General features: G+C 68.7%; 20 protein-coding genes. 10 read left to right on the top strand and 10 right to left on the bottom strand.

Annotation, left to right across the window (positions count from 1 at the left end; genetic code table 11):
* Positions 1–7: 7 nt before the first annotated feature.
* The 4 genes from NF557_RS12545 to clpX all read left to right on the top strand — a co-directional run bounded on the left by NF557_RS12545 (position 8) and on the right by clpX (position 3,729).
* On the top strand, positions 8–814 hold the full coding sequence (locus tag NF557_RS12545; protein WP_252619841.1) for an amino acid ABC transporter permease: 807 nt from the start codon (positions 8–10) through the stop codon (positions 812–814).
* Entirely contained in the window at positions 814–1,452 is a 639-nt protein-coding gene (locus tag NF557_RS12540) for an amino acid ABC transporter permease (protein WP_252619839.1), read from the top strand. The genes NF557_RS12545 and NF557_RS12540 overlap by 1 nt, the downstream gene beginning before the upstream one ends.
* Complete coding sequence (ehuA, locus tag NF557_RS12535) at positions 1,442–2,257, top strand: ectoine/hydroxyectoine ABC transporter ATP-binding protein EhuA (protein ID WP_256855691.1); 816 nt, start codon at positions 1,442–1,444, stop codon at positions 2,255–2,257. Before NF557_RS12540 ends, ehuA begins: the two co-directional genes overlap by 11 nt.
* A gap of 200 nt (positions 2,258–2,457) precedes the next feature.
* Entirely contained in the window at positions 2,458–3,729 is a 1,272-nt protein-coding gene (gene clpX / locus NF557_RS12530; protein ID WP_269762011.1) for an ATP-dependent Clp protease ATP-binding subunit ClpX, read from the top strand.
* On the opposite strand, the gene NF557_RS12525 is transcribed toward clpX, so the two are convergent.
* The 6 genes from NF557_RS12525 to valS all read right to left on the bottom strand — a co-directional run bounded on the left by NF557_RS12525 (position 3,726) and on the right by valS (position 10,795).
* Positions 3,726–4,292 (bottom strand): hypothetical protein, encoded by a 567-nt coding sequence (locus tag NF557_RS12525; RefSeq protein WP_252619837.1) that lies wholly within the window; start codon positions 4,290–4,292, stop codon positions 3,726–3,728. The two genes, clpX and NF557_RS12525, sit on opposite strands and share 4 nt — an antisense overlap.
* Complete coding sequence (locus tag NF557_RS17605) at positions 4,289–5,620, bottom strand: DUF58 domain-containing protein (protein ID WP_280923961.1); 1,332 nt, start codon at positions 5,618–5,620, stop codon at positions 4,289–4,291. The genes NF557_RS12525 and NF557_RS17605 overlap by 4 nt, the downstream gene beginning before the upstream one ends.
* Complete coding sequence (locus NF557_RS12515) at positions 5,617–6,666, bottom strand: AAA family ATPase (RefSeq protein ID WP_252624156.1); 1,050 nt, start codon at positions 6,664–6,666, stop codon at positions 5,617–5,619. The genes NF557_RS17605 and NF557_RS12515 overlap by 4 nt, the downstream gene beginning before the upstream one ends.
* A gap of 38 nt (positions 6,667–6,704) precedes the next feature.
* Positions 6,705–7,277: a hypothetical protein gene (locus tag NF557_RS12510; RefSeq protein WP_252619835.1), complete on the bottom strand. Its 573-nt coding sequence runs from the start codon at positions 7,275–7,277 to the stop codon at positions 6,705–6,707.
* Positions 7,277–8,002, bottom strand: coding sequence for a DUF4129 domain-containing protein (locus tag NF557_RS12505; RefSeq protein ID WP_252619833.1), 726 nt, complete (start codon positions 8,000–8,002; stop codon positions 7,277–7,279). The genes NF557_RS12510 and NF557_RS12505 overlap by 1 nt, the downstream gene beginning before the upstream one ends.
* Before the next feature lie 75 nt (positions 8,003–8,077).
* Positions 8,078–10,795: a valine--tRNA ligase gene (gene valS, locus NF557_RS12500; protein ID WP_252619831.1), complete on the bottom strand. Its 2,718-nt coding sequence runs from the start codon at positions 10,793–10,795 to the stop codon at positions 8,078–8,080.
* Positions 10,796–10,969: 174 nt separating this feature from the next.
* On the opposite strand from valS, the gene NF557_RS12495 reads away from it, so the two are divergent.
* Positions 10,970–12,553, top strand: coding sequence for an alanine/glycine:cation symporter family protein (locus tag NF557_RS12495; RefSeq protein WP_252619829.1), 1,584 nt, complete (start codon positions 10,970–10,972; stop codon positions 12,551–12,553).
* 164 nt (positions 12,554–12,717) lie between these two features.
* Here the strand turns inward: NF557_RS12495 and NF557_RS12490 are convergent, their stop codons facing one another.
* Entirely contained in the window at positions 12,718–13,656 is a 939-nt protein-coding gene (locus NF557_RS12490) for an endonuclease domain-containing protein (RefSeq protein ID WP_252619828.1), read from the bottom strand.
* A 180-nt stretch (positions 13,657–13,836) separates the two neighbouring features.
* A complete protein-coding gene (locus tag NF557_RS12485) occupies positions 13,837–15,189 on the bottom strand; it encodes an FAD-binding oxidoreductase (protein ID WP_252619826.1) in 1,353 nt (450 codons plus the stop codon).
* A gap of 298 nt (positions 15,190–15,487) precedes the next feature.
* On the opposite strand from NF557_RS12485, the gene ileS reads away from it, so the two are divergent.
* Genes ileS through NF557_RS12465 form a run of 4 tightly spaced genes read left to right on the top strand, consistent with a single transcriptional unit; the run spans position 15,488 to position 21,589 of the window.
* Positions 15,488–18,865, top strand: coding sequence for an isoleucine--tRNA ligase (ileS, locus tag NF557_RS12480; RefSeq protein WP_252619824.1), 3,378 nt, complete (start codon positions 15,488–15,490; stop codon positions 18,863–18,865).
* A complete protein-coding gene (locus tag NF557_RS12475) occupies positions 18,862–20,292 on the top strand; it encodes a bifunctional folylpolyglutamate synthase/dihydrofolate synthase (RefSeq protein ID WP_252619822.1) in 1,431 nt (476 codons plus the stop codon). Before ileS ends, NF557_RS12475 begins: the two co-directional genes overlap by 4 nt.
* Entirely contained in the window at positions 20,289–20,759 is a 471-nt protein-coding gene (locus NF557_RS12470) for a DUF4233 domain-containing protein (protein WP_252619820.1), read from the top strand. The genes NF557_RS12475 and NF557_RS12470 overlap by 4 nt, the downstream gene beginning before the upstream one ends.
* The gene (locus tag NF557_RS12465; RefSeq protein WP_252619818.1) at positions 20,759–21,589 is read left to right on the top strand and encodes an undecaprenyl-diphosphate phosphatase; all 831 of its coding nucleotides are present in this window, start codon (positions 20,759–20,761) and stop codon (positions 21,587–21,589) included. The genes NF557_RS12470 and NF557_RS12465 overlap by 1 nt, the downstream gene beginning before the upstream one ends.
* A 15-nt stretch (positions 21,590–21,604) precedes the next feature.
* Here NF557_RS12465 and NF557_RS12460 read toward each other — a convergent pair whose 3' ends face one another.
* Positions 21,605–21,892: an MmcQ/YjbR family DNA-binding protein gene (locus NF557_RS12460; protein ID WP_252619816.1), complete on the bottom strand. Its 288-nt coding sequence runs from the start codon at positions 21,890–21,892 to the stop codon at positions 21,605–21,607.
* Positions 21,893–21,996: 104 nt separating this feature from the next.
* Here NF557_RS12460 and ndk point away from each other — a divergent pair, with 104 nt between their 5' ends.
* The gene (ndk, locus tag NF557_RS12455; RefSeq protein ID WP_252619814.1) at positions 21,997–22,428 is read left to right on the top strand and encodes a nucleoside-diphosphate kinase; all 432 of its coding nucleotides are present in this window, start codon (positions 21,997–21,999) and stop codon (positions 22,426–22,428) included.
* An 8-nt stretch (positions 22,429–22,436) separates the two neighbouring features.
* Here the strand turns inward: ndk and NF557_RS12450 are convergent, their stop codons facing one another.
* Complete coding sequence (locus tag NF557_RS12450; RefSeq protein ID WP_252619812.1) at positions 22,437–24,488, bottom strand: MDR family MFS transporter; 2,052 nt, start codon at positions 24,486–24,488, stop codon at positions 22,437–22,439.
* Positions 24,489–24,545: the final 57 nt, after the last annotated feature.

Raw genomic sequence — 24,545 nt, 5'->3', positions numbered from 1 at the left:
CTCGCCCGTGAGTGAGTTCCTTGAGGGCCTCACCACTGCCCTGCCGCGACTGCTCGAGGAAGGCCTGCAGGCCACCCTGATCTCTTTCGCCGGCGGGGCGGTGCTGATGGTCATCGTCGCCGTGCTGCTCGGCGTCGCCGGGCACCAGGGGCCGGGGTGGCTGCAGGTGATCTCCCGAGTCATCGTGGAGTTCTTCCGAGGCACCTCGTTGGTGGTGCAGCTGTTCTTCATCTTCTACGCCATCCCGACCCTGACCGGTGTGGACCTGGGCTCGACGTGGGCCGCCATCGTTGGGCTTGGCCTGAACTACGGCGCGTACGGCGCAGAGGTGGTCCGCGGATCCCTGAACGCAGTGCCCAAGGGACAGTGGGAGACCACCACGGCACTGTCGATGCCCTGGACCACCAAGATGCGCCGGGTCATCTGGCCCCAGGCCTGGGCCCTCATGCTTCCCGGCTTCAACAACCTGACGGTGATGCTGATCAAGGGCACTGCCGTCGTGGGTCTGGTGCTGCTCAGCGACCTCACCTTCGAGTCCGACCAGCTCCGTCGACAGGTCGGCACCTGGCCCGCCTTTGTCGCGGTCCTGCTGATCTACTACGTCATCGCCCTGGTGGTCTCGACCATCATGCGGCTCATGGAACGTCGCGCCCAGCGCAAGCTCGGTCTCGGTGACTACGCGATCCGCCAGGCGCGCAAGGACACGGACCAGGTGCTCGCTGGTGCTGTCGCGGCCGATGGCTCGACCGGCGTCGGGGGTGGTCTCGGCACGAAACGGGATCCCGACCGAGACCGAGAGGAGCCTGACAACTGATGTTTGAGTTAGATCTCTTCCTCGAGGCCTTCCCGGTCCTGCTCGAGCAGTTCATCAAGATCACCCTGGTCGTCACCGTCCTGGGCTCCGTGATCGCTGCGGCGCTCGGCCTGGCCTGGGCCATCCTGGTGCGCCAACTGCCGTCATTCTTGTCTGTACCGCTGGCCTTCGTGCTGGACTTCATCCGGCTCACGCCGCTGCCGGTGCATCTCCTGCTCGTCTACTACGCCTTCAACTCCCTCAGTGGCTTGACAGTCGGCGTGCTGGTCTTCGGCGTGCACTACTCGACCTACATGGCCGAGTCCTACCGCGCCGGCATCGAGTCGATCCGGTCCGGGCAGTGGGAGGCCGCCACGGCGCTCTCGCTGCCGGCAAGTCGGACGTGGCGTGCTGTCATCCTGCCCCAGGCCATCCGCAACACCTTGCCGTCGCTGGGCAACTGGGCCATCGCCATGTTCAAGGACACCCCGTTCCTGATCTTCATCTCGGTGGTGGAGATGGTGACGGCCGCCCGTCAGTTCGGTGGTCAGCACTTCACCTACACCGAGGCGTTCACGGTGGCCGGTCTGCTCTTCTTGGTGGCCAGCTATCCCACCGCGGTTCTCATGCGAAAGTTGGAGAAGAAACTTGCCTACTGACCAGACCCCTTCCGCTGACCCCGCCTATGAGTCGAACGGTGGCACTCCCCGCGTCCAGTTCCAGGAGGTGGTCAAGAAGTTCGGTGAAACCACGGTCCTGCAGGGCCTCAACTTCCAGATCGGGCGCGGTGACCGCGTGACTCTCATCGGGCCCTCCGGATCGGGCAAGACGACAATCCTGCGGCTGTTGATGACGCTTGAGGACCTCACCGACGGATACATCTATGTGGATGGGCAGCCGCTGACCCATGAAGAGCGCGGCGGCAAGCGTGTCGCGCTCAAGCCCAAGCAGGTCAGCAAGATCCGCAAGCGCATCGGGATGGTCTTCCAGCAGTTCAACCTGTTCCCCAACATGACGGTGCTGGAGAACATCATCGAGGCCCCCATCCACGTGCTCGGGCAGTCGTCTGACCAGGCGAAGACCAAGGCCCAGGAGCTGCTGGACCGCGTGGGCCTGGGAAACCGCGGCGACGCGCACCCGATGCAGCTCTCCGGTGGTCAGCAGCAGCGCGTGGCAATTGCCCGCGCGCTGGCGATGGACCCCGAGATCCTCTTGCTCGACGAGGTCACCTCAGCCCTGGACCCCGAGTTGGTGGGTGACGTGCTGGGCGTGCTGCAGGACGTCGCGGCCACCACGGACATCACGATGCTGATCGTCACGCACGAAATGCAGTTCGCCCAGGACGTGTCGGACCGGGTGATGATGTTTGACGGTGGCCGGATCATCGAGGAAGGCCACCCGGACAAGATCTTCTCCGACCCCGACAACGAACGCACCAAGCAGTTCCTGCAGGCGGTCCTCTAGCCAGCTCAGCTCCACGGGGCGACCCTCCGGCCGGTCAGTCCGGTGACCTCGCCTGCGCACCGGCGGGGTTGCGCCCTGAGCGGACAGCACCCGAGAACACGCCGTGCGGAGCGGTAATGGGCTACGCGGACGTGGGCAGTCGGGGTAGCGTCGTGCCAAGGCACCGGGTCGGTGCCCGTAGTCGAGGGAAGGAATCCGCTGTGGCTCGCATGGGAGAGAGCAGCGACGTGCTGAAGTGCTCCTTCTGTGGGAAGAGCCAGAAGCAGGTCATCAAGCTGATCGCCGGCCCCGGCGTCTACATCTGCGATGAGTGCATCGACCTCTGCAACGAGATCATGGAGGAGGAGCTCGCCGAGTCGGGCGACCTCGGGCTGGGCACCCTGCCCAAGCCGCGGGAGATCTTCGACTTCCTCCAGGAGTATGTCGTGGGTCAGGACCCTGCCAAGCGGGCGTTGGCAGTGGCGGTCTACAACCACTACAAGCGGGTGCAGGCGGGGCAGACCCGCAAGGGTGAGGACTCGGTCGAGCTCGCCAAGTCCAACATCCTGCTGATCGGCCCGACCGGCTGCGGCAAGACCTATCTCGCGCAGACGCTGGCCCGCATGCTCAACGTCCCGTTCGCGATCGCCGACGCGACGGCCCTGACCGAGGCCGGCTATGTCGGTGAGGATGTCGAGAACATCCTCCTCAAGCTCATCCAGGCCGCTGACTTCGACGTCAAGAAGGCCGAGAGCGGCATCATCTACATCGACGAGATCGACAAGATCTCGCGGAAGTCGGAGAACCCGTCGATCACCCGCGACGTCTCCGGCGAGGGGGTGCAGCAGGCACTGCTGAAGATCCTGGAGGGGACGACCGCCTCGGTGCCGCCGCAGGGCGGACGCAAGCACCCGCACCAGGAGTTCATCCAGATCGACACCTCCAACGTGCTCTTCATCGTCGGCGGGGCGTTTGCCGGGCTGGAGAAGATCATCGAGGCACGCGCCGGCAAGCAGGGGCTCGGCTTCGGCGCAGAGCTGCACTCGGCCAAGGATGCGGGCGAGCGCTACGAGGACGTGCTGCCCGAGGACCTGATGAAGTTCGGGCTCATCCCCGAGTTCATCGGCCGGCTGCCCGTGATCACCACCGTCTCCCCGCTGGATGTGTCCGCACTGACCAACATCCTGACCGAGCCTCGCAACGCGCTCGTCAAGCAATACCGGCGGATGTTTGAGATCGACGGTGTCGAGCTCGAGTTCACCGACGACGCGATCGAGGCGATCGCGGAGCAGGCGCTGCTGCGGGGAACCGGCGCCCGCGGCCTCCGGGCGATCCTCGAGGAGGTCCTCCTGCCGGTGATGTTCGACGTGCCCAGCGATGACGACATCGCGCGCGTCGAGATCACCCGCGAGGTCGTGCTCGACAACGTCAACCCCACGATCGTGCGGCGTCCCACCCAGGGTCGCAAGCGACCCCGCAAGGAGTCTGCCTAACCCACGCCGCTCTCGTGCGGCCTGCGCCCCGGGCGCGCGGTCACCACCACGTAGTGCACGCCGACGGCCAGACCCAGTGCCAGCAGGCCGACCAGCAGCGCCACCAGCCCACCGGGCGGCTCGGCCTCCACAACCAGCCACGCCACGAGCGACAGCGCCGTGGTGGCGCCGGAGACGATGGCCAGACGCACGGCATACTGCCCGAACAGCTCGCGGGGGAGGGTGGCCTGCGCGGGGACCGCGGCCGCCAGCGCACAGACGGTGTGCAGCAGCAGCAGCGAGAGCGCCGCGGGCAGCGCCAGGGGGTTGAACGGGTCCGGCACTCCCGTCCACCACACGGCCATGCCATAGATCATGATCGCGGCGGGAAGCACCGTGTGAGGGTTGAGGGCGCAGAACGCGCCGAGCACGCCCAGGACCGCCACGGCCCACAGGGTGGACTCCCCGGACAGGACCAGCAGGACCGCGAAGGCCAGGACCGAGACCAGGACGGCCGCGCGCAACATCAGCTGCCCCTGGCTCGCGGTGCGCAGATCCTCGATGAGATCTCCGAAGGGGTTCATCGCCCAGCTCCCTGACGGTGCCGGGAGAGCATGCGCAGCACCTGGTCCAGGCTCCCCGGGCCGCGCCACGGCACGACAGGCACGCCCTCGCCGCGCACCCGGCGCACCTCTGCGTCGCGCTCCATCAGCCGGATCCGCCAGCCGAGACGGGCGATGTCGTCACGCTCACCGGGTGGCTGCACGTCGTCGACCAGCGAGTCGATGACCACGACCTGCAGGCCGCTGCGGCTGAGCAGCGCCGCCTGGGCCAGCGGTCCCGGTGCGACCATTGCCGAGATCATCACGACGAGCGCACCCGGGCCCAGGCCCCGGCGCAGACGCCGCGGGTCGATCTCCTCCTGCGGGTGGGCCTGGACCTGCGAGAGAGCATCCAGCAGTCGGCGGCTCTGGCGTCGTCCCGAGCCAGGGGGCAGGTGCAGCGGCGTCCGGGCGGACAGCACCTGCAGGCTGACGCGGTCTCCCTGGTGGAGGAAGTGCTCGGCGATCGCGGCGGCGGCGCGCACCGAGTAGTCCAGGGTGCTGGACAGTCCCTCGGCGGCGTCGGAGACCCCGAGGTCGTAGTGCGCGTCGACGATGATCGCGACGTGCGTGTCCTGGTCGGCATAGCTGGAGGTGACGTGCAGCTCGTTGGTGCGCAGCGAGCGCGCCCAGTGGATCCGTTTGAGCCGGTCGCCCCACTGGAAGGGACGGATCGTGTTGAACTCGCTGCCGTCTCCGGGGAAGCGGGAGCGGTGCAGGCCGACCAGGCCGAGGGGGTGCGGCGCCGGAGCACCGGTGTTGAACGTCGCAGGGTCGGGCAGCACCCTGATCCGCAGGTCGTCGAGGGGCACCGGACCCCAGCGGAAGGCTCCCCACGGGCTGGTCGCGCCGACCAGGCCGGGACCGACCCGCCGCACCCCCCACCGCCCCGCCTTGATGCGGGTGAACAGGTGCAGCTCGGGGCGCTCCCGGTCCTTGTCGGTGAGCAGGTGCAACCGGGCACCGTGCTTGGGGAAGGTCTCCATGTTGGGCCCCCTGGCCAACGAGGTGGAGACCAGCTCGGTGTTGCTGGCCGTCTCGACACCGACGACGGCCCGTCCCCACTGGCCCTCTTGCAGGCGGCTGTCGGTCACGACGAGGCGTGTCGAGGGGACGGTGGCGGGTCGGGTCAGGACCGACCAGAGGGCGATCATCGCCAGGGGAGCACCCATCAGGAGTATGTCGGGGCGCTGGGCGAGCAGGGCACCCAGACCAGCGACGACGGAGACCAGGACGGCACGCGCGTGGGCATGGGTCACCGCCCACCTGTTGTCGGGGTGGGTGTCTGCTGACGGCCGGGTGGGGCTCATGCGCCGCGCTGTGCTCCGGTGCCCTGGCCGTCGCCGCTGACGGGCTGGCCGCCTTGGGCCGTTTGGGCTCCAGACAGCTGTCGGGCGCTGGGCACCGGGGTCTCGGCGAGGACCGCCTCGACCACCCCGGCGCCGCCGAGGTCCGACATCCACAGCTCGGGCTTGATCGAGATCCGGTGGTCCAGCACTGCGTGTGCGACCGCCTTGACGTCCTCCGGGGTGATGTAGTCACGCTGTTTGACGACCGCGTGCGCGCGCGCTGTCAGCATCAACGCCAACGAACCGCGGGGCGAGGCGCCGACCTGCACCGCCCGGTGACGGCGGGTGGCCGACGCGAGCGCGACGCAGTAGCGGCTGATGTCCTCCTCGACCGGCACGGTCTCGATGGCCAGTTGCATGGCCAGCAGACCGGCGGCGTCGGTGACCGGCTCCAGGTGCTGGTCCTCCGTCTGACGGGAGACGCGGCGCGTCAGCACGTCATGCTCCTCGTCCTCGGTGGGGTAGCCGAACGAGATGCGCAGCAGGAAGCGGTCCAGCTGGGCCTCGGGGAGGGGATAGGTGCCTTCGTACTCGACCGGGTTGGCCGTGGCGAGCACGTGGAAGGGCTCTGTCAGGAGGAAGGTCTCGCCCTCGACCGTGACCTGATGCTCCTGCATCGCCTCCAGCAGCGCCGACTGCGTCTTGGGCGGGGTCCGGTTGATCTCGTCGGCCAGCAGCAGCCCGGTGAACAACGGCCCCTTGCGGAACTCGAACTCGCCCGCCTTCTGGTCATAGACGAAGGCGCCGGTCAGGTCCGCCGGCAGCAGGTCGGGGGTGAACTGGGCGCGGGTGAACTCCAGCCCGAGGCTCTGCGCGAAGGAGCGCGCGGCCAGCGTCTTGCCCAGCCCGGGGAAGTCCTCGAGGAGGACGTGACCACGAGCGAGTATGCCGCACAGCACCAGGGTGAGTGCCTGCCGCTTGCCGACCACTGCAGTCTCGACCCGGTCAAGGACGGCGGCGGCCTGGGAGGAGACCTCCGCGACGGTCAGGGTGGCGGTGACGGCCATGGCGGAGGTGCCGGTCGTGGCCGGGCTGGGGTGATCGCTCACAGTTCCTCGATTCGGTCGAGTGCTCGGGCTAGCTGGCGCTTGCTGCGCTTGGCGGTGCCGGTGGGTGGGTCGGACAGGTATTTCACCAGGTCGGGGTGCATCAGGCTCTGTGCCTCGTCCCAGTCGGTGACCAGGTCGAGGCCGTGGTTGGCGCGCAACCGTTCGGCGGCGAGGGCGCGCACCACGGGGAAGATCTCGTCGGTGCGGTCGTTGCGCTCGGTGGCGTCGCGCAGATCCCGGCGCAGCCGCAGCATGCGGTAGTCGAGGGCGCCGGGCCGCACCGACTCTTCGCGCATCGAGGCGAACCAATGGGCGCGCTTGAGGCGGGGGCCCTCCTCGGACATCACCCACGTCAGCAGCGTGATGACCGCGCCGACGGCGAGGGCCAGGACCAGCGCTGTGACGGCATCGGTGCGCAGGACGTTGATGAACCAGAGCAGCGCGCCGATGGCCAGGGTCGTCACGAAGGCCAGGAGCGCCCGGCGGACCCGGTGCTGACTGCCGTCCACGGTCTTCTGGCCGCGCCGACCCTGGTGCAGCGGCGACTCGGATCTCGCGCGCAGCACCATCAGGGCTCAGCCACCTGGTCGACCACGGGCTCCTCGGCCACGGGCTCCTCAGGTGCCGCGCGGCGGGCGCGTCGGAGCTGATCGTGGATGCTGCCGACGAGCTCGGCGGCGCGCTCCGCGACGGGTCGGGCCACCGGGTGACGGGAGAAGCGGGCCTCACGATAGAGCTCGGCGAGCTCACGGGTGGTCGCCTCGTCCACGTGCCAGGTGCCCAGGAACCGACGGGTGAACTCTGCGGCGGTCTCGGCGGGGTCGCGGGCGAGGCCGGAGGAGGCAGCGGCATCCTCGAGGGCGACCCAGCAGCGGACGACGACGTTGCGGGGCTCGCCCTCGGCCAGCGCGGCCGCCCGCGTCGACTCCGACGTGGCGCCCAGCAGGAGGCCGAGATCGTCGATCTCCTCGTCCTCGTCCGGGGAGCCCGACTCCTCCCAGTCCCGGTTGAGCAGCCACTTCAGGATCTTGACGACGATGGCCAGGACCACGAGGGCGAAGGCGATCATCAGCCAGTCCAGGGCAGGAGCCGCACTCTCGAGCCCATCACTGGGCACCTGGGTGACCTCGGCCTGGTCATTGACCTGGATGGTGCGCTGCTCGTCGCCCTGTCCCGTGCGGGCCTCACCGGACGGGGAGTGCAGGACGCTGGTGCCGGCGCCGCTGCCCCACACCAGCAGGAGCAGCACGATGGCCGCAGCCACGGTCGCCGCGATCACCTTGCCCCGATGCATGGTGACGACCTTATGCGACGCCGGGGACAAGGAAGCGTGCTGACACCGCAGGTGGCCGTGCGCGGGTGGGACGACTCAGGCGTCGGCCGGCGGCACCAGGACGGTGTCCGAGACGGCGAGCGCCTCGGCCGTGCCATAGCCGATGTCACCGATGACCTTGCCGGCCGCCCGCAGGTCTGCCTCGGCGGCACGCACCAGCTGCAGGTCGGCGTCCGAGCTGCTCACGGTGGTCGCGGAGACCTCCGTGCGCATGCCCACCTTGGCCTCGGACTTGGCTCGCCGGACCCCGGCCAGGGCCTGCCCGACCACGTCGAGCATCCGGGGGTCAGCTCCCTCGGCGCCGGCGGCGATCTCTTCGACCGTCGGCCACGGCTGGGTATGCACCGAGTCGGTGTGCCACCAGGACCAGACCTCCTCCGTGGCGAAGGAGACGACGGGCGCGAGCAGGCGCAGCAGCACGTCGAGCGCCACCTGCAGGGCGGCCCGAGCGGACTCGACCGCGGCGCGCGACATCGCCTCATCCGAGCCGTAGGCCCGCTCTTTGACGAGCTCGAGGTAGTCGTCGCAGAAGGTCCAGAAGAAGGACTCGGTGACATCGAGCGCCTTGGAGTAGTCATAGCCCTCGTAGGCCTCGGTCGCTGTCCGCACGACCTCGACCAGTCCGGCGAGCATCGCGCGGTCCAGCGGCTCGGTGACCCGGGCGACCAGTTCGGTCAGTTCTTCGGGCATCGGGGCGGGCGCGCCCTCGGCCACCTCGGGCCGGCCGATGCCGAGCGCGAACTTGCTGGCGTTGAGGATCTTGATCGCCAGGCGGCGACCGACCTTCATCTGGGAGGCGTCGTCCACCGTGTCCACACCGGGGCGAGCGGCGGCGGCCCAGTAGCGGACCGCGTCGGTGCCGTTCTGCTCCAGCATGCCCAGCGGGGTCGTCGCGTTGCCCTTGGACTTGGACATCTTCTTGCGGTCCGGGTCCAGGATCCATCCGTTGATGTAGGCGTCACTCCACGGCACTGAGTCATGCTCGAAGTGGGCCCGGACGACGCTCGCGAAGAGCCAGGTCCGGATGATGTCGTGGCCCTGGGGGCGCATGTCGAAGGGGAAGACCTTGGCGAACAGCTCGCTGTCGTTGCCCAACTCACCGTCGGGCCGACCCGCGACCGGCCACCCGGCCGCGATCTGCGGGGACAGCGAGGAGGTGGCCCACGTGTCCATGACGTCGGTGTCGGCGGTGAAGCCCTCCGGCTGGTCGCGCTGGGACTCCTCATAGCCGTCCGGGACGTCGGTCACCGGGTCGATCGGCAGGCGAGCGGCCTCAGGCGTCAGCACGGTGTCGTAGTCGGTCTCGCCCTCGGCGTCCACGGCATACCAGACCGGGAACTGCACGCCGAAGAAGCGCTGGCGGCTGATCAGCCAGTCGCCGTTGAGCCCCTCGACCCAGTTCTTGTAGCGCGAGCGCATGAAGGCCGGGTGGAAGTCGATCTGCTGGCCACGCCCGACGAGGTCCGCCCGCAGGTCGGCGTCCTTGCCGCCGTTGCGGATGTACCACTGTCGGCTGGTGACGATCTCCAGCGGCTTGTCGCCCTTCTCAAAGAAGTTGGCCTTGCGCTGGGTCGGCTTCGGGTCGCCGTCCAGGTCGCCGGAGGCGCGCAGTGCCTCGACCACGGCCGCACGGGCACTGAAGGTCGTCTTGCCAGCCAGCTCCTCGGCATACAGCTCCTCGCCGGGACCGCCGGCCAGCCACTCGGGCGTCTCGCCCTGCAGCCGGCCGTTGCGGGTGATCACCGAGCGGGTCGGCAGGGAGAGCTCGCGCCACCAGATGACGTCGGTGAGGTCACCGAAGGTGCAGCACATCGCGATGCCTGCGCCCTTGTCCATCTCGGCCATCGGGTGGGCCACGACCGGGACCTCGACACCGAAGAGGGGGGAGCGGACCGTGCTGCCGAACAGCGCGGCATACCGCTCGTCGTCGGGGTGGGCGATCAGGGCCACCACCGACGGGATCAGCTCGGGGCGGGTCGTCTCGATAAAAACGGAACCCCCGGCCGTGCTGGTCGACCGGAAGGCGACCCGGTGGTAGTGGCCCGGGTAGTCGCGGGCCTCGAGCTCGGCCTGGGCCACCGCGGTCTGGAAGGTGATGTCCCACAGGCCGGGCGCCTCGGACTGGTAGGCCTCGCCGCGGGCCAGGTTGTGCAGGAACGCCTGCTGCGCCACGGCGCGGGAGCGGTCGTCGATGGTCCTGTACTGCACGTTCCAGTCGATGCTGAGGCCGAGTCGGCGGAAGGTGTCCTCGAAGGCCTTCTCGTCGAGGACGGTCAGCTCCTCGCAGAGGTCGATGAAGTTGGCCCGGCCGATCGGCACCTGGTTGGCCGCCTTGGACGACTTGGTGTCGCCGCCCTGCTGGGGCGGGGTGAAGTCGGGGTCGTGCGGCAGGCTCGCGTCGCCGCGCACGCCGTAGTAGTTCTGCACGCGGCGCTCGGTGGGCAGCCCGTTGTCGTCCCAGCCGATCGGATAGAAGACGTGCTTGCCGGTCATCCGCTGGTAGCGCGCGAGGCAGTCGGCCTGGGTGTAGCCGAAGACGTGGCCGATGTGCAGGCTGCCGCTGGCCGTCGGCGGCGGGGTGTCGACCGCGAAGATCTGCTCCCGCGGAGCCGCCAGGGCCGCCTCCCGGTCGAAGACGTAGGTGTCACGCTCACGCCATACGGCCGCCCACTTGTCCTCCAGGCCGTCGACGGACGGCTTGTCCGGCAGGGTCACCGGGGACAGGTGTGAGGTGCGGGTGGCGTCAGTGGTCATGGGCGGCATTCTCCCATCTCGGGCGTCTGGGGGAAGAACGCCGCAGGCCAGCAGGGCCGGCCAAGGAGCGCTCAACGAGAAGCGCCGGGCAGTTTGTTCCGAATTTTGGTCACGATTTGGCAAAGTTTGGCCGTAGGGGTTGCCGGATGGGTCGCACGGTCGTCGGATAGGGGAATGTTGTTGACTCCCGCCATCGTGCCCCAGTTGCAGGATGCCACTGAGCCGTTGGGGTTGCTGGGTGACATCGAGAAGGCGATCAACGACGCCTTCAAGCCGATCCAGGAGGCCGTCGCCGAGGTCATCTTCTTCAAGATCCCGGGCTGGGATGACGGTCCGCCCTTTGTCATCCTGTGGCTGCTCCTTGGTGCGCTCGTGTGCACCGTCTACTTCGGTTTTATCCAGGTGCGCGGCTGGAAGACTTCCTTCGAGGTGGTGCGGGGGCGCTACAGCTCACCGGACGACCCCGGTGAGATCACGCACTTCCAGGCCTTGGCCTCCGCGCTCTCGGGGACCGTGGGGCTGGGCAACATCGCGGGTGTCGCCATCGCCGTCACCATCGGTGGTCCGGGCGCGACGTTCTGGATGATCATCGCCGGCCTGCTTGGCATGGCCACGAAGTTCGCCGAGTGCACGCTCGGTGTGAAGTATCGCGAGATCAATGAGGACGGCACGGTCTCGGGCGGGCCATTCAAGTATCTGTTGGTGGCCTATGGCCGGGTCCACGGTCGTCTGGCCGTCATCATGACCGGCATCTATGCCGTCGCCATCCTGTTCTTCGGTGTGGCAGGTGGCAACATGTTTCAGGCCAACCAGACCTACGTCCAGATCACCGAGGTCACCGGCGATGACAGCAGCTTCCTGGCCAACGACGGCGCAGCGCTGATCTTCGGGCTGGTGCTCGCGGCTCTGGTGGCCCTGGTGATCATCGGTGGCATCAGCTCGATCGCGCGGGTGACCGACAAGCTGGTCCCCGGGATGGCCGTTCTCTACGTCGGCGGCTGCCTGACCGTGCTGATCGTCAACGCCTCCCACATCCCGGCTGCGATGACCGGCATCTTCGAGGGCGCCTTCAACCCCCAGGGCGTGACCGGCGGAATCGTCGGTGTGATGATCGTCGGGATGCAGCGTGCGGCCTTCTCGAACGAGGCGGGCCTAGGATCCGCCGCGATCGCCCACTCGGCCGTGAAGACCCGTCGTCCGGTGTCGGAAGGGTTTGTCGCGCTGCTGGAGCCGTTCGTGGACACCGTCATCATCTGCACCATGACAGCCCTGACCATCGTTGTCGCGGACACCGCCCTGTATGGCCAGTCCCGGGCGCAGTCCGCGGCCGGGGAGGAAGTCACCGCCGGTGGAGTGCTGCTGACCTCCGACGCGTTTGAGTCGGTGGTCTCGTGGTTCCCGGTGGTGCTGGCGATCGCCGTGGCGCTGTTTGCCTTCAGCACCCTGATCACGTGGTCCTACTACGGTCAGAAGGCCTGGGAGTTCCTGTTCGGGCGAGCCCGGGTCTCGATCATCATCTACAAGATGGTCTTCTGCACGTTCACCGTCCTGGGCTGCGTGCTGACCCTGAGCGAGGTCGTCAACTTCGCCGACTCCTTCCTGTTCATCTGCGCCTTCGTCAACATCCTCGGCCTCTACCTGCTGCTGCCGGTGATCAAGGCGGAGATGAATGAGTACCTCGCAGACCGCAAGAGCGGCCACCTGCTGCAGTACGGCCTGGACGACCGCGACAAGGACGTGCCGGTCCACGAGCTCTGATCGGCGCTGGAGCCCACGTCACCTGCGTCCCTCGCCCCGCGGCGCACCCCGCCCCTCACCGGCCTCAGCGTTCACCTGAACGCTGGGGCCGGTGCGCGTCGGCGTGTCGGCGGCTGGAGAGTGCGCGTGCACGCTGTGGCCGATGGGTCTCGGGGCGCCGCAGCTCAGCGCGCGACACCGTTGCTTCGCCAGGGCCGGCCGGGGAACTGCGCCCGGAACGGCTCCGGGCACTCGGTGGCGTCGGTCTCGAACCCCCTCGCCGCCATCGCGGCCATGATCCGGCGGACAGACTCCCAGGGAGTGTCATAGACGTCCGGGGCGCGCAGCGCGATGACGCGCCAGCCAGCGTCGTCGAGGTGTTCGCGACGGGTCACGTCGCGTCCCCACTGGTGAGGGCTCTCGGCGTGCTGACGCCCGTCATACTCCACCGCGAGCCGAAGATCTGGCCACGCGAGGTCCAGGCGATAGACGGCCCTGCCCTGAGCGGCCCTCATCGTCAGGTTGATCTCGGGCTCCGGCAACCCCGCGAGCACGATCATCAGGCGGACGCGGGTCTCCATCGGCGACTCGACACCAGAGCGCACTAGCGCCGCGGCCGTGCGAGCCCGGGCCGAGCGACGTGACGACACGAACTGAGTGAGACGCGCGGGCGTCGATGCTCCTGCCTGCACGAGGGAGTCGCCGAGCACCACGAGATCGACGAGGTCAAGGTGGCCCGCCAGGTCATAGAAGGTCTGCTCGGGCGTGGTCACCCTGACTCCGCGGGCACGGGTGCAACGGACCGACCTAACATGGCACCTGAGGTTTGGCCGGTGGCGACGGGCGTCATCTGCCGGCACCGTGACGTGGGTGAGGGCGGTGTCTGGCACGACACCTCCCCAGATGACTGCTGCGGTGTGATGGCTTGCGACGCCCCCGTTGACCAGGAGCAGCGCCGACTCTGCCCGGGCGCGAGTGTCGAGGGCGATCCTCGTGGACAACCGCACGCTGCCAAAGATGCTGTGAAAGGCGGGGCCGTCGAGCTGGTGCTTGGTCAGACCGGCCTTGAGTGCCTGCTGGCGCAGGAACGGGCGTGTGGTGTCGAATGTGGTGTGGCGAGTCACGAGCACAGAGTGTCGGGAATCGGGTCCGGCCATCTGTTGTCATCCACAGGCACGGGCGAACCACCGGGCCGGGTGAGGCGCCGGCCCGGTCGGCCCGAGAGTTCACGTGAACGCTCCAGCCGACGACACGCCGAGCGCAACCGGCTCCAGAGTGCAAGTGCACGCTCGGGCCGGACGCGATCAGGGGAAGACGCGACCGGGGTTCATGATCCCGAGCGGGTCGAAGAACGCCTTGAGCGCGCGCTGACGCGCGACCTCGGCGGCGCCGAGCTCGCCCTCGAGCCAGGGTGCCTTCAGCACCCCGACACCGTGCTCGCCGGTCAGCGTGCCGCCGAGCGCCCAGGCGGCTTCGACCACGTCACCGAAGGCGCCGCGTGCGGCATCGACCTGCGCGGGGTCGGTGTCGTCGAAGAAGAAGCAGGGGTGCAGGTTGCCGTCGCCCGCGTGCCCGCTGCAGGTGGACTCCAGGCCGCGCCGTTCGGCGATCTGGTGGACCGCGCGCACCAGGTCACCGAGGCGCGCGACCGGCACGCAGACGTCCTCGATCATCCGGGGACCCCGCGCCTCCAGCGCCGGGTTCAGAGCACGCCGCCCCTGCAACAGCAGGTCAGCCTCGGCAGGGTCGTCGGCCACTGCCACGTCGGTGGCGCCCGCGGCCGCCAGCGCCTCGGCATATGCCACCACGTCCTCGTGGGCGTGGTCGATCCGGTCGGACTGGACCAGCAGCACGCCACCGGCGCCGGGCGGGAAACCATAGTCGCCGAAGGCCTGGATCGCGGTGATGCTGGGCCCGTCGAGCAGCTCCAGCAGGCTCGGCGTGTGACGTTGCCCGCGCAGCGCGGCGACCCCGGCCATCGTCGCCTCGAGCGTGTCGAACACCGCCAGCACCGTCAGCGCGGGGTCTGGCGCGGGGATCAGTCGCAGCACGGCCTCGGTCACCACGCCGAGGGTGCCCTCGGACCCCACGAACAGGCCGGTCAGGTCATAACCCGTGACGCCCTTGGCCGTGCGCCGCCCGGTCCGCATCACCTCCCCGCCCGCGAGCACCACCTCCAGGCCGCGGACGTAGTCGGCGGTCACGCCATACTTCACGCAGCACAGTCCGCCGGCATTCGTGGCGATATTGCCGCCGATGGTGCACGAGCCCGAGCTCGCCGGGTCTGGGGGATAGGCGAGGTCGTATGCCGTCAGCTGGCTCTTGAGGTCACCGTTGACCACCCCGGGGCCGACCACCGCGATCCGTTCGACCGGGTCGATCTCCACGTGGTTGATCGCTTCGGTGTTGAGCACGATGCCGCCCTCGAGCGCGACGGCCGAGCCGGTCGTGGCGGTGCGGGCACCCTGCGCGACGACGGGGACTCGGTGCGCCGCGGCATACGTCAGCACCTCGACCACGTCGCCCCGGTCCCGGGCGCGCACGACGGTGAACTCTGCGGGTGCCACCGAGCCCGGGCTGGCGTCCACCCCATAGGTGCGCGCGACATCCTGATCGGTGATGAGCCGGTCGGCCAGACGGTCGGGGAGCGCGGGCATGTCCTCACTGTGCCACGGCCGCACGGGCCGGCGGACCCGGAAAGTGGTTTACCGCGTGCGCGGACTCCAGCAGAATGGGAGGTAGCATGGAACCCGGCGTTTGAGCCGTCATCAGCGGCGAGCCTTCGGAAGAACGGGCCTGCACCAGGGCCTCACTAGAACCGGACGGGTGGGCCCGACACAGCCTGAGGCCAGAGCGGTCGTGTGCCCGCACACGGCAAGCGAGGTGGTACCGCGGCGCCCGACGTCGTCCTCGTGCACGGAAGTGGACGAGTTGATGACGAGCAGGAGCGCGCAGATGACCTATCCCAAGGCCGAGACCGGACAGGGTCTGACCCCGTCCCCCGATTTCCCGAGCCTCGAGCAGGCTGTCCTGGCGTACTGGGACGAGAACGACACGTTCATCAAGAGCGTCGAACAGCGCGAGGCCGGTGACAACGGGTCCAACGAGTTCGTCTTCAACGACGGTCCGCCCTTCGCCAACGGCCTGCCGCACTACGGCCACCTGCTGACCGGCTATGTCAAGGACGTCGTGCCGCGCTATCAGACGATGCGCGGCCATCGCGTCGAGCGCCGCTTCGGCTGGGACACCCACGGCCTGCCCGCCGAGCTCGAGGCGATGAGCCAGCTCGGCATCAAGACCAAGGACGAGATCCTCGAGCTGGGCATCGAGGCGTTCAACGCCAAGTGCCGCGGGTCGGTGCTGAAATACACCGACGACTGGCAGGAGTACGTCACCCGCCAGGCCCGCTGGGTCGACTTTGACAATGACTACAAGACCATGAACCCGCAATACATGGAGTCGGTGATCTGGGCGTTCAAGCAGCTGCACGACAAGGGGCTGGCCTACGAGGGCTTCCGCGTGCTGCCCTACTGCTGGAACGATGAGACGCCGCTGTCCAACCACGAGCTGCGGATGGACGAGGAGGTCTATCAGGTCCGTCGCGACCCGGCCGTGACGGTCGGCCTGCGGATCCTGCCCCAGGAGACGGCGCAGGAGGACGGCCCCGACGACGACGTCCTCACGGGTGCGCTGGCCCTCGTCTGGACCACGACCCCGTGGACCCTGCCGTCCAACCTGGCGATCATGGTCGGCGAGGAGATCGACTACGTGCTCGTCGAGAGCGACCACACGGGCCGCACCGAGCGCTACCTGCTCGCCGAGGCCCGCGTGCCGGCATACAAGAACGAGCTGGGAGAGGACCCGGCGGTGGTCGGGCGCTTCACCGGCGCCGAGCTGGCCGGGCGTTCCTACGTGCCACCCTTCAGCTACTACCAGGGCTGGGAGCGGGCCCACCGCCTGGTCGTCGCCGAGTTCGTCACCACCACAGACGGTTCCGGTCTGGTGCACACGGCCGGCGCCTTCGGTGAGGACGACAAGGTGGTCACCGACCGCGAGGGCATCGAGGCGGTCATGCCGGTCGGCGCGGACGGGCAGTTCACCGCTCCGGTGAAGGAGTATGCCGGGATGCTGGTCTTCGATGCCAACGCCCCGATCATCGACCACCTGAAGGCGGCCACCCGGGTGCAGGACCCGGCCCGGACGGGCGAGGACCAGGACACCGGGTCGGTGACCGAGGGCACCGTCCTGCTGCGCCGCGAGGCCTATGACCACTCCTACCCCCACTGCTGGCGCTGCCGTGAGCCGCTGATCTACAAGGGCGTGTCGTCCTGGTTCGTCGAGGTGACGAAGTTCAAGGACACGATGCTGCGCACCAACGAGGACATCACCTGGGTGCCCGAGCACGTCAAGCACGGCCAGTTCGGCAAGTGGCTGACCAACGCCCGGGACTGGTCGATCAGCCGGAACCGCTTCTGGGGCAGCCCGATCCCGGTGTGGAAGTCGGACGATCCGACCTATCCGCGCACGGACGTCTATGGCTCGCTCATCGAGATCGAGGAGGACTTCGGCACCCTGCCGCGCAACCGCAACGGTGAGATCGACCTGCACCGTCCCTTCGTCGACGAGCTGACCCGCCCGAACCCGGACGACCCCACGGGCAGGTCCACGATGCGCCGCGTCGAGGACGTGCTGGACGTCTGGTTCGACTCCGGCTCGATGCCGTTCGCGCAGTGGCACTTCCCGTTCGAGAACACCGAGTGGTTCGAGCAGCACTACCCGGCCGACTTCATCGTCGAATACATCGGGCAGACCCGCGGCTGGTTCTACACGATGCACGTCCTGGCGGCGGCCCTGTTCGACCGGCCGGCCTTCGAGACCTGCATCAGCCACGGCATCGTGCTCGGCAGCGACGGGCAGAAGATGTCCAAGTCGCTGCAGAACTATCCCGACGTACGCGAGGTGTTCAACCGCGACGGCTCGGACGCGATGCGCTGGTTCCTGATGTCCAGCCCGATCCTGCGCGGTGGCAACCTGGTCGTCACGGAGCAGGGCATCCGCGACGGGGTGCGCCAGGTGCTGATCCCGCTGTGGAACGCGTGGTACTTCTTCGGCCTCTATGCCAACGCCTCCGGGCACGAGGCGAAGTGGTCGACGACGTCGACGCACGAGATGGATCGCTACATCCTGGCCAAGACGGCCGACTTCGTCACCGAGGTCCAGCAGGCGCAGGACGCGTTCCACATCGCGTCGGCGTGCGACGCCGTCCGCTCGTTCGTGGACGTGCTGACCAACTGGTATATCCGCGGCTCTCGCGACCGCTTCTGGTCCGAGGACGAGGCGGCGTTCGACACGCTCTACACCGTGCTCGAGGTGACCTGCCGGGTCGCCGCGCCGCTGCTGCCGCTGACGACCGAGGAGGTATGGCGAGGGCTCACCGGTGGCGAGTCGGTGCACCTGACCGACTGGCCGGACGCGTCGGACCTGCCGCAGGACGATGACCTGGTGGCGGCGATGGACACCGTGCGTGAGGTCTGCTCGGTGACGCTGGGCCTGCGCAAGGCCGAGAGCCTGCGGGTGCGCCTGCCGCTGTCTACGCTGACCGTGGCCACCGCACACCCGCAGGGACTGTCGGTGCTTGCTGACATCGTGCGTGACGAGGTCAACGTGCGAGAGGTGGTGGTGCTGGACCTGGCGGACGCGTCGGCAGCCGACTTCGGGGTGCAGCAGAAGCTGGTGGTCAACGCACGCGCGGCAGGGCCGCGTCTGGGCAAGGACGTGCAGACCGCGATCAAGGGCGCGAAGTCCGGTGACTGGTCGGTGGCTGAGGACGGCACCGTCACCTCCGGCGGGCTGGAGCTGGTCGAGGGCGAGTTCACCCTGGAGACCGTGGTGGCGCAGACGGCTGAGGGCACCTCGCAGGCGACGGCCATGCTGCGCGGTCAGGGCGGCGGCTTCGTCGTGCTCGACACGCAGGTGACCGAGGACCTGGCCCGCGAGGGTCTGGCTCGTGACCTGGTGCGTGCGGTGCAGGGTGCCCGCAAGGACGCCGGCCTGCAGATCACCGACCGGATCAGCCTGACCGTCGTCGGCAACGACGACGTGTGGGACGCAGCGATGGCTCACCAGGACCTGGTGATGTCCGAGACCCTGGCGGTCCAGTTCGGGGCCGCGGGGGCGGGCACGCCGCTGCCCAAGGGCCCGAGGCACAACCTCGGCGGTGGCACTGACCCGGACGGGGGCACCCAGCCCCGCATCACGTCATACTCCACCTCGGCGACGCTGGACGGTGGCCGTGTTGTGGAACTGTTGATCACGAAGGTGGACGCGCGATGACCTTTTCAGGTGAGACCCCGGGCGACCGGCGTCGCAGGCGCGAGGGTGCGGGCGGCCAGCAGGTCGACCCGGCGGTCGCGGCGCGGATGGCACAGGTGACCGAGGAGATCCTGGCGCGGTCGCCCGAGAACGTCATCGAGCCGACCCTTGACCGGGTGGCGCAGGTGATGGACCTGCTCGGTCATCCGCAGCGCAACTTCCCGATGATTCACATCACCGGCACCAACGGCAAGACCACGACCACGCGGATGGTGGAGCGGCTGTTGCGCGAGCTGGGCCTGAAGACCGGCCGGTTCACCAGCCCGCACCTGCACGACGTGCGCGAGCGCATCAGCATCGCCGGCGAGCCGGTCAGCGCTGAGCGGTTCTTGGCGGCGTATGACGACGTCATGCCGTTCGTGCACATGGTCGACGAGACGTCGGTTGCCGAGGGTGGCCCGCGGATCACCTATTTCGAGCTGCTGGTGATCGTGGCCTATGCCGTGTTCTCCGACGCGCCGGTCGACGTCGCCGTGGTCGAGGTCGGGCTCGGCGGCGCCTGGGACGCGACCAACGTGGCCGATGGCTCGGTCGCCGTCGTGGCCCCCGTGGCGATCGACCACACCCGGCTGCTGGGGGACAACCTGATCGACATCGCCACCGAGAAGTCGGGCATCATCAAGTCCGACGCGATCGCCGTGCTCGGCGTGCAGGAGAACGAGGTCATGCAGCTGCTCCTGGAGCGCTGCGACGATGTGGGCGCCGTCGCGCAGGTCGAAGGTCTGGCCTATGGCGTGCTCGAGCGAGAGATCGCCGTCGGTGGACAGCTCATCTCGCTGCGCGGGCTGGCGGGAGACTACACCGACATCTTCCTGCCGCTGTTCGGCGAGCACCAGGTGCACAACGCCGCGATGGCGCTCGCGGCCGTCGAGGCGTTCGTCGGCGGGGGCGAGCAGCCTCTGGACGCCGACGTCGTGCGGGAGGGCTTCGCGGGGGTGACCTCGCCGGGACGGATGGAGGTCGTGCGTCGCAGCCCCACCGTGATCGTCGATGCCGCCCACAACCCGGCCGGCATCGCCGCGATGAGCGAGGCGATCCGAGAGTCCTTCACCTTCCACCGGCTGGTCGGTGTGGTGGCGATTCTGCAGGAGAAGGACGCCTCCTCGATGCTCGAGCTGCTCGAGCCGCTGCTGGACCACATCGTCGTCTCCCGCAGCACCTCGCCGCGCTCGATCCCGCCACAGCGGCTCGGGGAGATGGCGGTCGAGCTCTTTGGTGAGGACCGGGTGACGGTCGTGGAGAACCTGCCCGACGCGCTCGACCTCGCGGCCGGGCTGGCCGACGAGGGCGGGATGACAGGGGCAGTCCTGGCCACCGGCTCCATCACCACGGTGGCCGACGTCCGCATGCTGCTGAGAGCCGACGGTCAGGGGGACCTGCCCTCGTGACCTGGCTGCGACACATCCGCTTCTCCGGGGTGCCCGGAAAGATGACCCGCCGGCTGGCCTCGATCGTCCTCGCCGGGCTGGCCATGACCGTGTTCTTCGGCGGGCTGGTGGCACGTCAGCTGGAGCTGACCCAGGGCGGCGAGGCAGACCGCGCCAACCTGCTGCTGGCGGGCGCCTGCGCGCTGGCGGTCCTGGCCATCGTGGCGGCCGGGACGTTGCGTCGCCCGTGGGGACTGACCCTCGGGTGGGTCGTCCTCGGGCTGACCGCACTGAGCACCGTCGTGCTGACCGCCATGGGGATCGTCACCGTCCTCTTCGGCGCGTTGTGGGGGCTCGCCCTGGTCCAGGGCCCCAAGATGGAGGAGATGACCAGGGCCTGGATCGCCGAGCACGGCAACGTGCATCCCGATGAGCGAGTGCCCGATCCCGACCCCACCGAGCGCCCTGAACGTGAGGACACCACCTGATGGGATATCTCGAGGCGATCGTCCTGGGCCTGGTCCAGGGACTCACCGAGTTCCTCCCGGTCAGCTCCAGCGCGCACATCTCGATCGTCGGTCAGCTCTTTGGCACGGGTGACCCGGGCGCTGCGTTCACGGCCATCAGCCAGCTCGGCACCGAGGCCGCGGTCCTGGTGTTCTTCTTTCGGGACATCGTGCGGATCATCCGGCAGTGGGCGCTCTCCCTGACCGGCCGGGTGCCGCGCAACGACCCGGACGCCCGCATGGGCTGGCTGGTCATCATCGGCTCGATCCCGATCGGGGTGCTCGGCTTCACGCTGCAGGACTACATCGAGACCGACCTGCGCAGTCTGTGGCTCACCGCCACAATGCTTCTAGTGTTCGCCCTGGTGATCTTTGCCGCGGACCGGTTTGCCTCCCGGGTCTCCCACCCCAAGGAGCTGCGAGAGATCACCTGGCGCGACGGCATACTCTATGGATTGGCCCAGTCACTGGCCCTGGTCCCGGGTGTCTCCCGCAGCGGCGGGACGATCGCCGCCGGTCTGTTCATGGGCTACAGCCGCGAGACGGCCGCCCGCTACAGCTTCTTGCTGGCGATCCCCGCGGTGCTCGGGTCGGGTTTCTACCAGGTGCTGAAGATCTCGGACAACGCGGTTCCGCCGCAGTGGGGCCAGATCTGGGTCGCCACGGGCATCGCCTTCGTCGTCGCGCTCGCGGTCATCGCCTGGTTCATGCGCTACATCACCACTCACACGTTCACCCCGTTCGTGATCTATCGCATCGCCCTCGCGCTGGTGCTGTTCGCGCTGCTGGGCACCGGGGTGCTGGTGGCCTGAGCCGGGCCAGGTCGGTTAGCCGGTCCGGGCGTCCAGTTCGCGCACCAGCGTGACCGGCGCGGTGAGGCGATAGGACATCTCGACGAGCTCGGCGACCTCAACCCAGTCCACCTCATCGACGCCGCCGTTGAGGTGGAAGCTCAGCCCCAGCCAGCCCGACGGGCCGACATAGGCAGGGACGAAGAAACGCTCGTCACCGATGAGGGCCTCCCGCTCGGAGGCGTCGGGGAGGAAGAGGAGCGAGCTGCGCGCGACTGGGGCGTAGTGGTCGCCCTTGAGCGAGCCACCAAAGATCGCGAACACCCTGCGGGTGAAGAAGCTCGGGCTGTATGCCGTGCGCGCCGGACCGCCTGCCGTGCTCGGCCAGGATGAACGACAGGGGGTTGGCGATAGGTAGGGTGGGCGCCGTGAATGAGCAGATCGAGCGATCCCTGGTCCTGGTCAAGCCCGACGGCTATCGTCGGGGTCTCAGCGGGGAGGTGCTGCGCCGCATCGAGGCCAAGGGCTACACCCTGGTCGCGCTCGCGGTCACCACGCCCACCGCGGAGCAGCTGGCGACCCACTACGCCGAGCACGAGGGCAAGCCCTTCTATGAGCCGCTGGTCGAGTTCATGTCCTCCGGCCCGGTCACCGCGGTCGTGATCGAGGGACACGGCTGCATCGCCGGTTTCCGCGCGCTCGCGGGTGCCACCGACCCGACAGCGGCCCTCCCGGGAACGATCCGCGGGGACCTCGGGCGCGACTGGGGCCTGAAGGTCCAGCAGAACATCGTGCACGGTTCTGACTCCCCGGAGTCTTCCGCCCGCGAGATCGCGATCTGGTTCCCAGAGCTGGGCTGAGCCGGGCGTTAGTCGTCGGCCTCGGGAGCGAGATCCACGAGCAGGGCGGCTGACAGTTCACTGGCCGCCTGACGCACCTGGGTCAGGTCGACGGCCGTGTGCCGTTCGGCGACCGTCGGCTCAATGGTCGAGAGCACCTCGTCGCGGCTGCGTTCAGCCGCGCTCACCGCCAGATCCTGGCGCAGCCGATCGCTGAGCAACCCGCCCGAGGCGGTGGCCCGGCGACCGAGCTCGACCGCAAACCGTTCGGCCGCGGCGGCCTCTTTCTCGTCGTCGCTGGTGAGCATCAGCGCCGCGCGGTGCAGCATCTGGCGCCCGCGCTCGAGGTCACCCTCACCGAGCTCGGCGACGGCCCGGGTCAGGAAGGGGCGGTCCTGCTGACCGGCCTGCCGCGACAGCAGCGCGAGCTGGATCCCGAGCACCCGCTCGCGCGTGCGGGCTCCGACGTCCTCGTGCCGCAACCCGGGCACATAGCTCTCCGCCGGCGCCCCGTGCGCCATGGTGTCGAGGTACTCCCGCTGGGCCTCTTCCCCAGTGTGCACGGTGTCCCGCAGCGGGATTGCTCTGATGCCGAGGGTGGCCAGGAAGACCACCACCATGATCGGCAGCCCGAGCAGGAAGACGTCGTGCAGCTGGTCAGACAGGCCCGCACGAATCGCCGCGAGCACCTCCGGCGACAGACCCACCGTGGCGGCAGGGTCCAGGGCGGCGCCGGCGTCGATGTCCTGGAGCTGGTCGCCCATCTCGTCGACAACGTCCACCGGCAGGTGGGAGGCGATCGCGCCCGCCAGGCCGGCGGTCATCACCGACCCGAAGATGGCGACGCCGACGGTGTTGCCGACGTTGCGGAAGAACTGCAGGGCCGCGGTGGCGACCCCGAGGGCAGAGCGTGGGACGGCGTTCTGCACGACCAGGGTGTATTGCTGCATCGCCAGGCCGAGACCGGTGCCCATGACCGCGGTCGAGGCGGCCAGCTCCCACTCGGAGGACTCCACGCCCAGACGGGTCAGCATCCACAGCCCGATCGCGACGACCGCCACCCCGAGCAGCATGAACTCCTTGTAACGGCCGGTCTTGGTGACCAGGAATCCGGTCACGATGCCGACCACGATCAGGCCCAGCATCATCGGCATCAGGATCAGACCGGACTCGGTGGCGTTGACGCCCAGCACCCCCTGCGCGAAGACCGGGACATAGATGATGGCCCCGAACATCACCATCGCCAACCCGAACGCCGCGATGTTGGACCAGGTGAAGATGCTGTTGCGGAACATCCCCAACGGCAGCAGCGGGTTCTCGGCGCGGGTCTGCACCACGGCAAAGCTGACCAGGAGGATCACGCCCACCGCGAACAGGCCGAGGATGACCGGCGAGCCCCACGGATAGGTCGTGCCCGCCATGGACGTCGCCAGCAGGATCGCGACCAGCGCGGGGGTGAGCGTCACGATGCCCAGGACGTCGATCCGGCCGCGGGTCGGCTCGTGGTCCAGACGCAGGAAGCGGCTGATGATGAAGACGGCGACCACGCCCACGGGCAACGCCGCGAAGAACAGCCAGCGCCACCCCCAGGCGTCCGTGATGAACCCGCCGGCAATCGGTCCGGCCACCGAGGTCACGCCGAAGACCGCACCCATCAGGCCCTGGTACTTGCCGCGCTGCCGCGCCGGGATGATGTCCCCGATGATGGTCTGCGACAACGGCATGAGGGTGCCCATCCCCAGGCCCTGCACGGCCCGCCCGGCGACCAGCGTCCAGAAGTTGGGAGCGAGGCCGGAGATGACCGAGCCGACCATGAAGATGACCAGGCCCGCCAGATAGAACTCGCGCCGCCCGAACATGTCCGAGAGCTTGCCGACGATCGGCACCACGATCGCCGAGACCAGCATGGCCGCGGTCGCGACCCAGCTGTAGTGGTCCATGCCGCCCAGCTCGGCCACGATCCGCGGCATCGCCGGACCGACGATGGTCTGGCTGATCGAGGCGACGAACATGCCGAGCATCAGCCCGATGAAGACCCTGCGGTGCTCCGCGGTCATGGTGTATGCCGTGGGTGCGGTCATCTGGTCCCTCCCTAGGCGGGCTCAGGCATCCTATCGAGGGCCGGGTGGCCTCCGCGC

It is taken from the genome of Ornithinimicrobium cryptoxanthini (assembly GCF_023923205.1).
Classification (GTDB): domain Bacteria; phylum Actinomycetota; class Actinomycetes; order Actinomycetales; family Dermatophilaceae; genus Ornithinicoccus; species Ornithinicoccus cryptoxanthini.
This window is presented reverse-complemented; position numbering and strand designations above follow the sequence as displayed.

Bases quoted from the DNA above. Each gene is read 5' to 3' on its own strand.
- ileS (WP_252619824.1), top strand. From the start codon at position 15,488: ATGACCTATCCCAAGGCCGAGACCGGACAGGGTCTGACCCCGTCCCCC.
- NF557_RS12485 (WP_252619826.1), bottom strand. From the start codon at position 15,189: ATGCCCGCGCTCCCCGACCGTCTGGCCGACCGGCTCATCACCGATCAG.
- NF557_RS12475 (WP_252619822.1), top strand. From the start codon at position 18,862: ATGACCTTTTCAGGTGAGACCCCGGGCGACCGGCGTCGCAGGCGCGAG.
- NF557_RS12525 (WP_252619837.1), bottom strand. From the start codon at position 4,292: ATGAACCCCTTCGGAGATCTCATCGAGGATCTGCGCACCGCGAGCCAG.
- NF557_RS12540 (WP_252619839.1), top strand. From the start codon at position 814: ATGTTTGAGTTAGATCTCTTCCTCGAGGCCTTCCCGGTCCTGCTCGAG.
- NF557_RS12465 (WP_252619818.1), top strand. From the start codon at position 20,759: ATGGGATATCTCGAGGCGATCGTCCTGGGCCTGGTCCAGGGACTCACC.
- NF557_RS12505 (WP_252619833.1), bottom strand. From the start codon at position 8,002: ATGCATCGGGGCAAGGTGATCGCGGCGACCGTGGCTGCGGCCATCGTG.
- NF557_RS12515 (WP_252624156.1), bottom strand. From the start codon at position 6,666: ATGGCCGTCACCGCCACCCTGACCGTCGCGGAGGTCTCCTCCCAGGCC.
- NF557_RS12495 (WP_252619829.1), top strand. From the start codon at position 10,970: ATGTTGTTGACTCCCGCCATCGTGCCCCAGTTGCAGGATGCCACTGAG.
- NF557_RS12450 (WP_252619812.1), bottom strand. From the start codon at position 24,488: ATGACCGCACCCACGGCATACACCATGACCGCGGAGCACCGCAGGGTC.
- NF557_RS12510 (WP_252619835.1), bottom strand. From the start codon at position 7,277: ATGGTGCTGCGCGCGAGATCCGAGTCGCCGCTGCACCAGGGTCGGCGC.
- NF557_RS17605 (WP_280923961.1), bottom strand. From the start codon at position 5,620: ATGAGCCCCACCCGGCCGTCAGCAGACACCCACCCCGACAACAGGTGG.
- valS (WP_252619831.1), bottom strand. From the start codon at position 10,795: ATGACCACTGACGCCACCCGCACCTCACACCTGTCCCCGGTGACCCTG.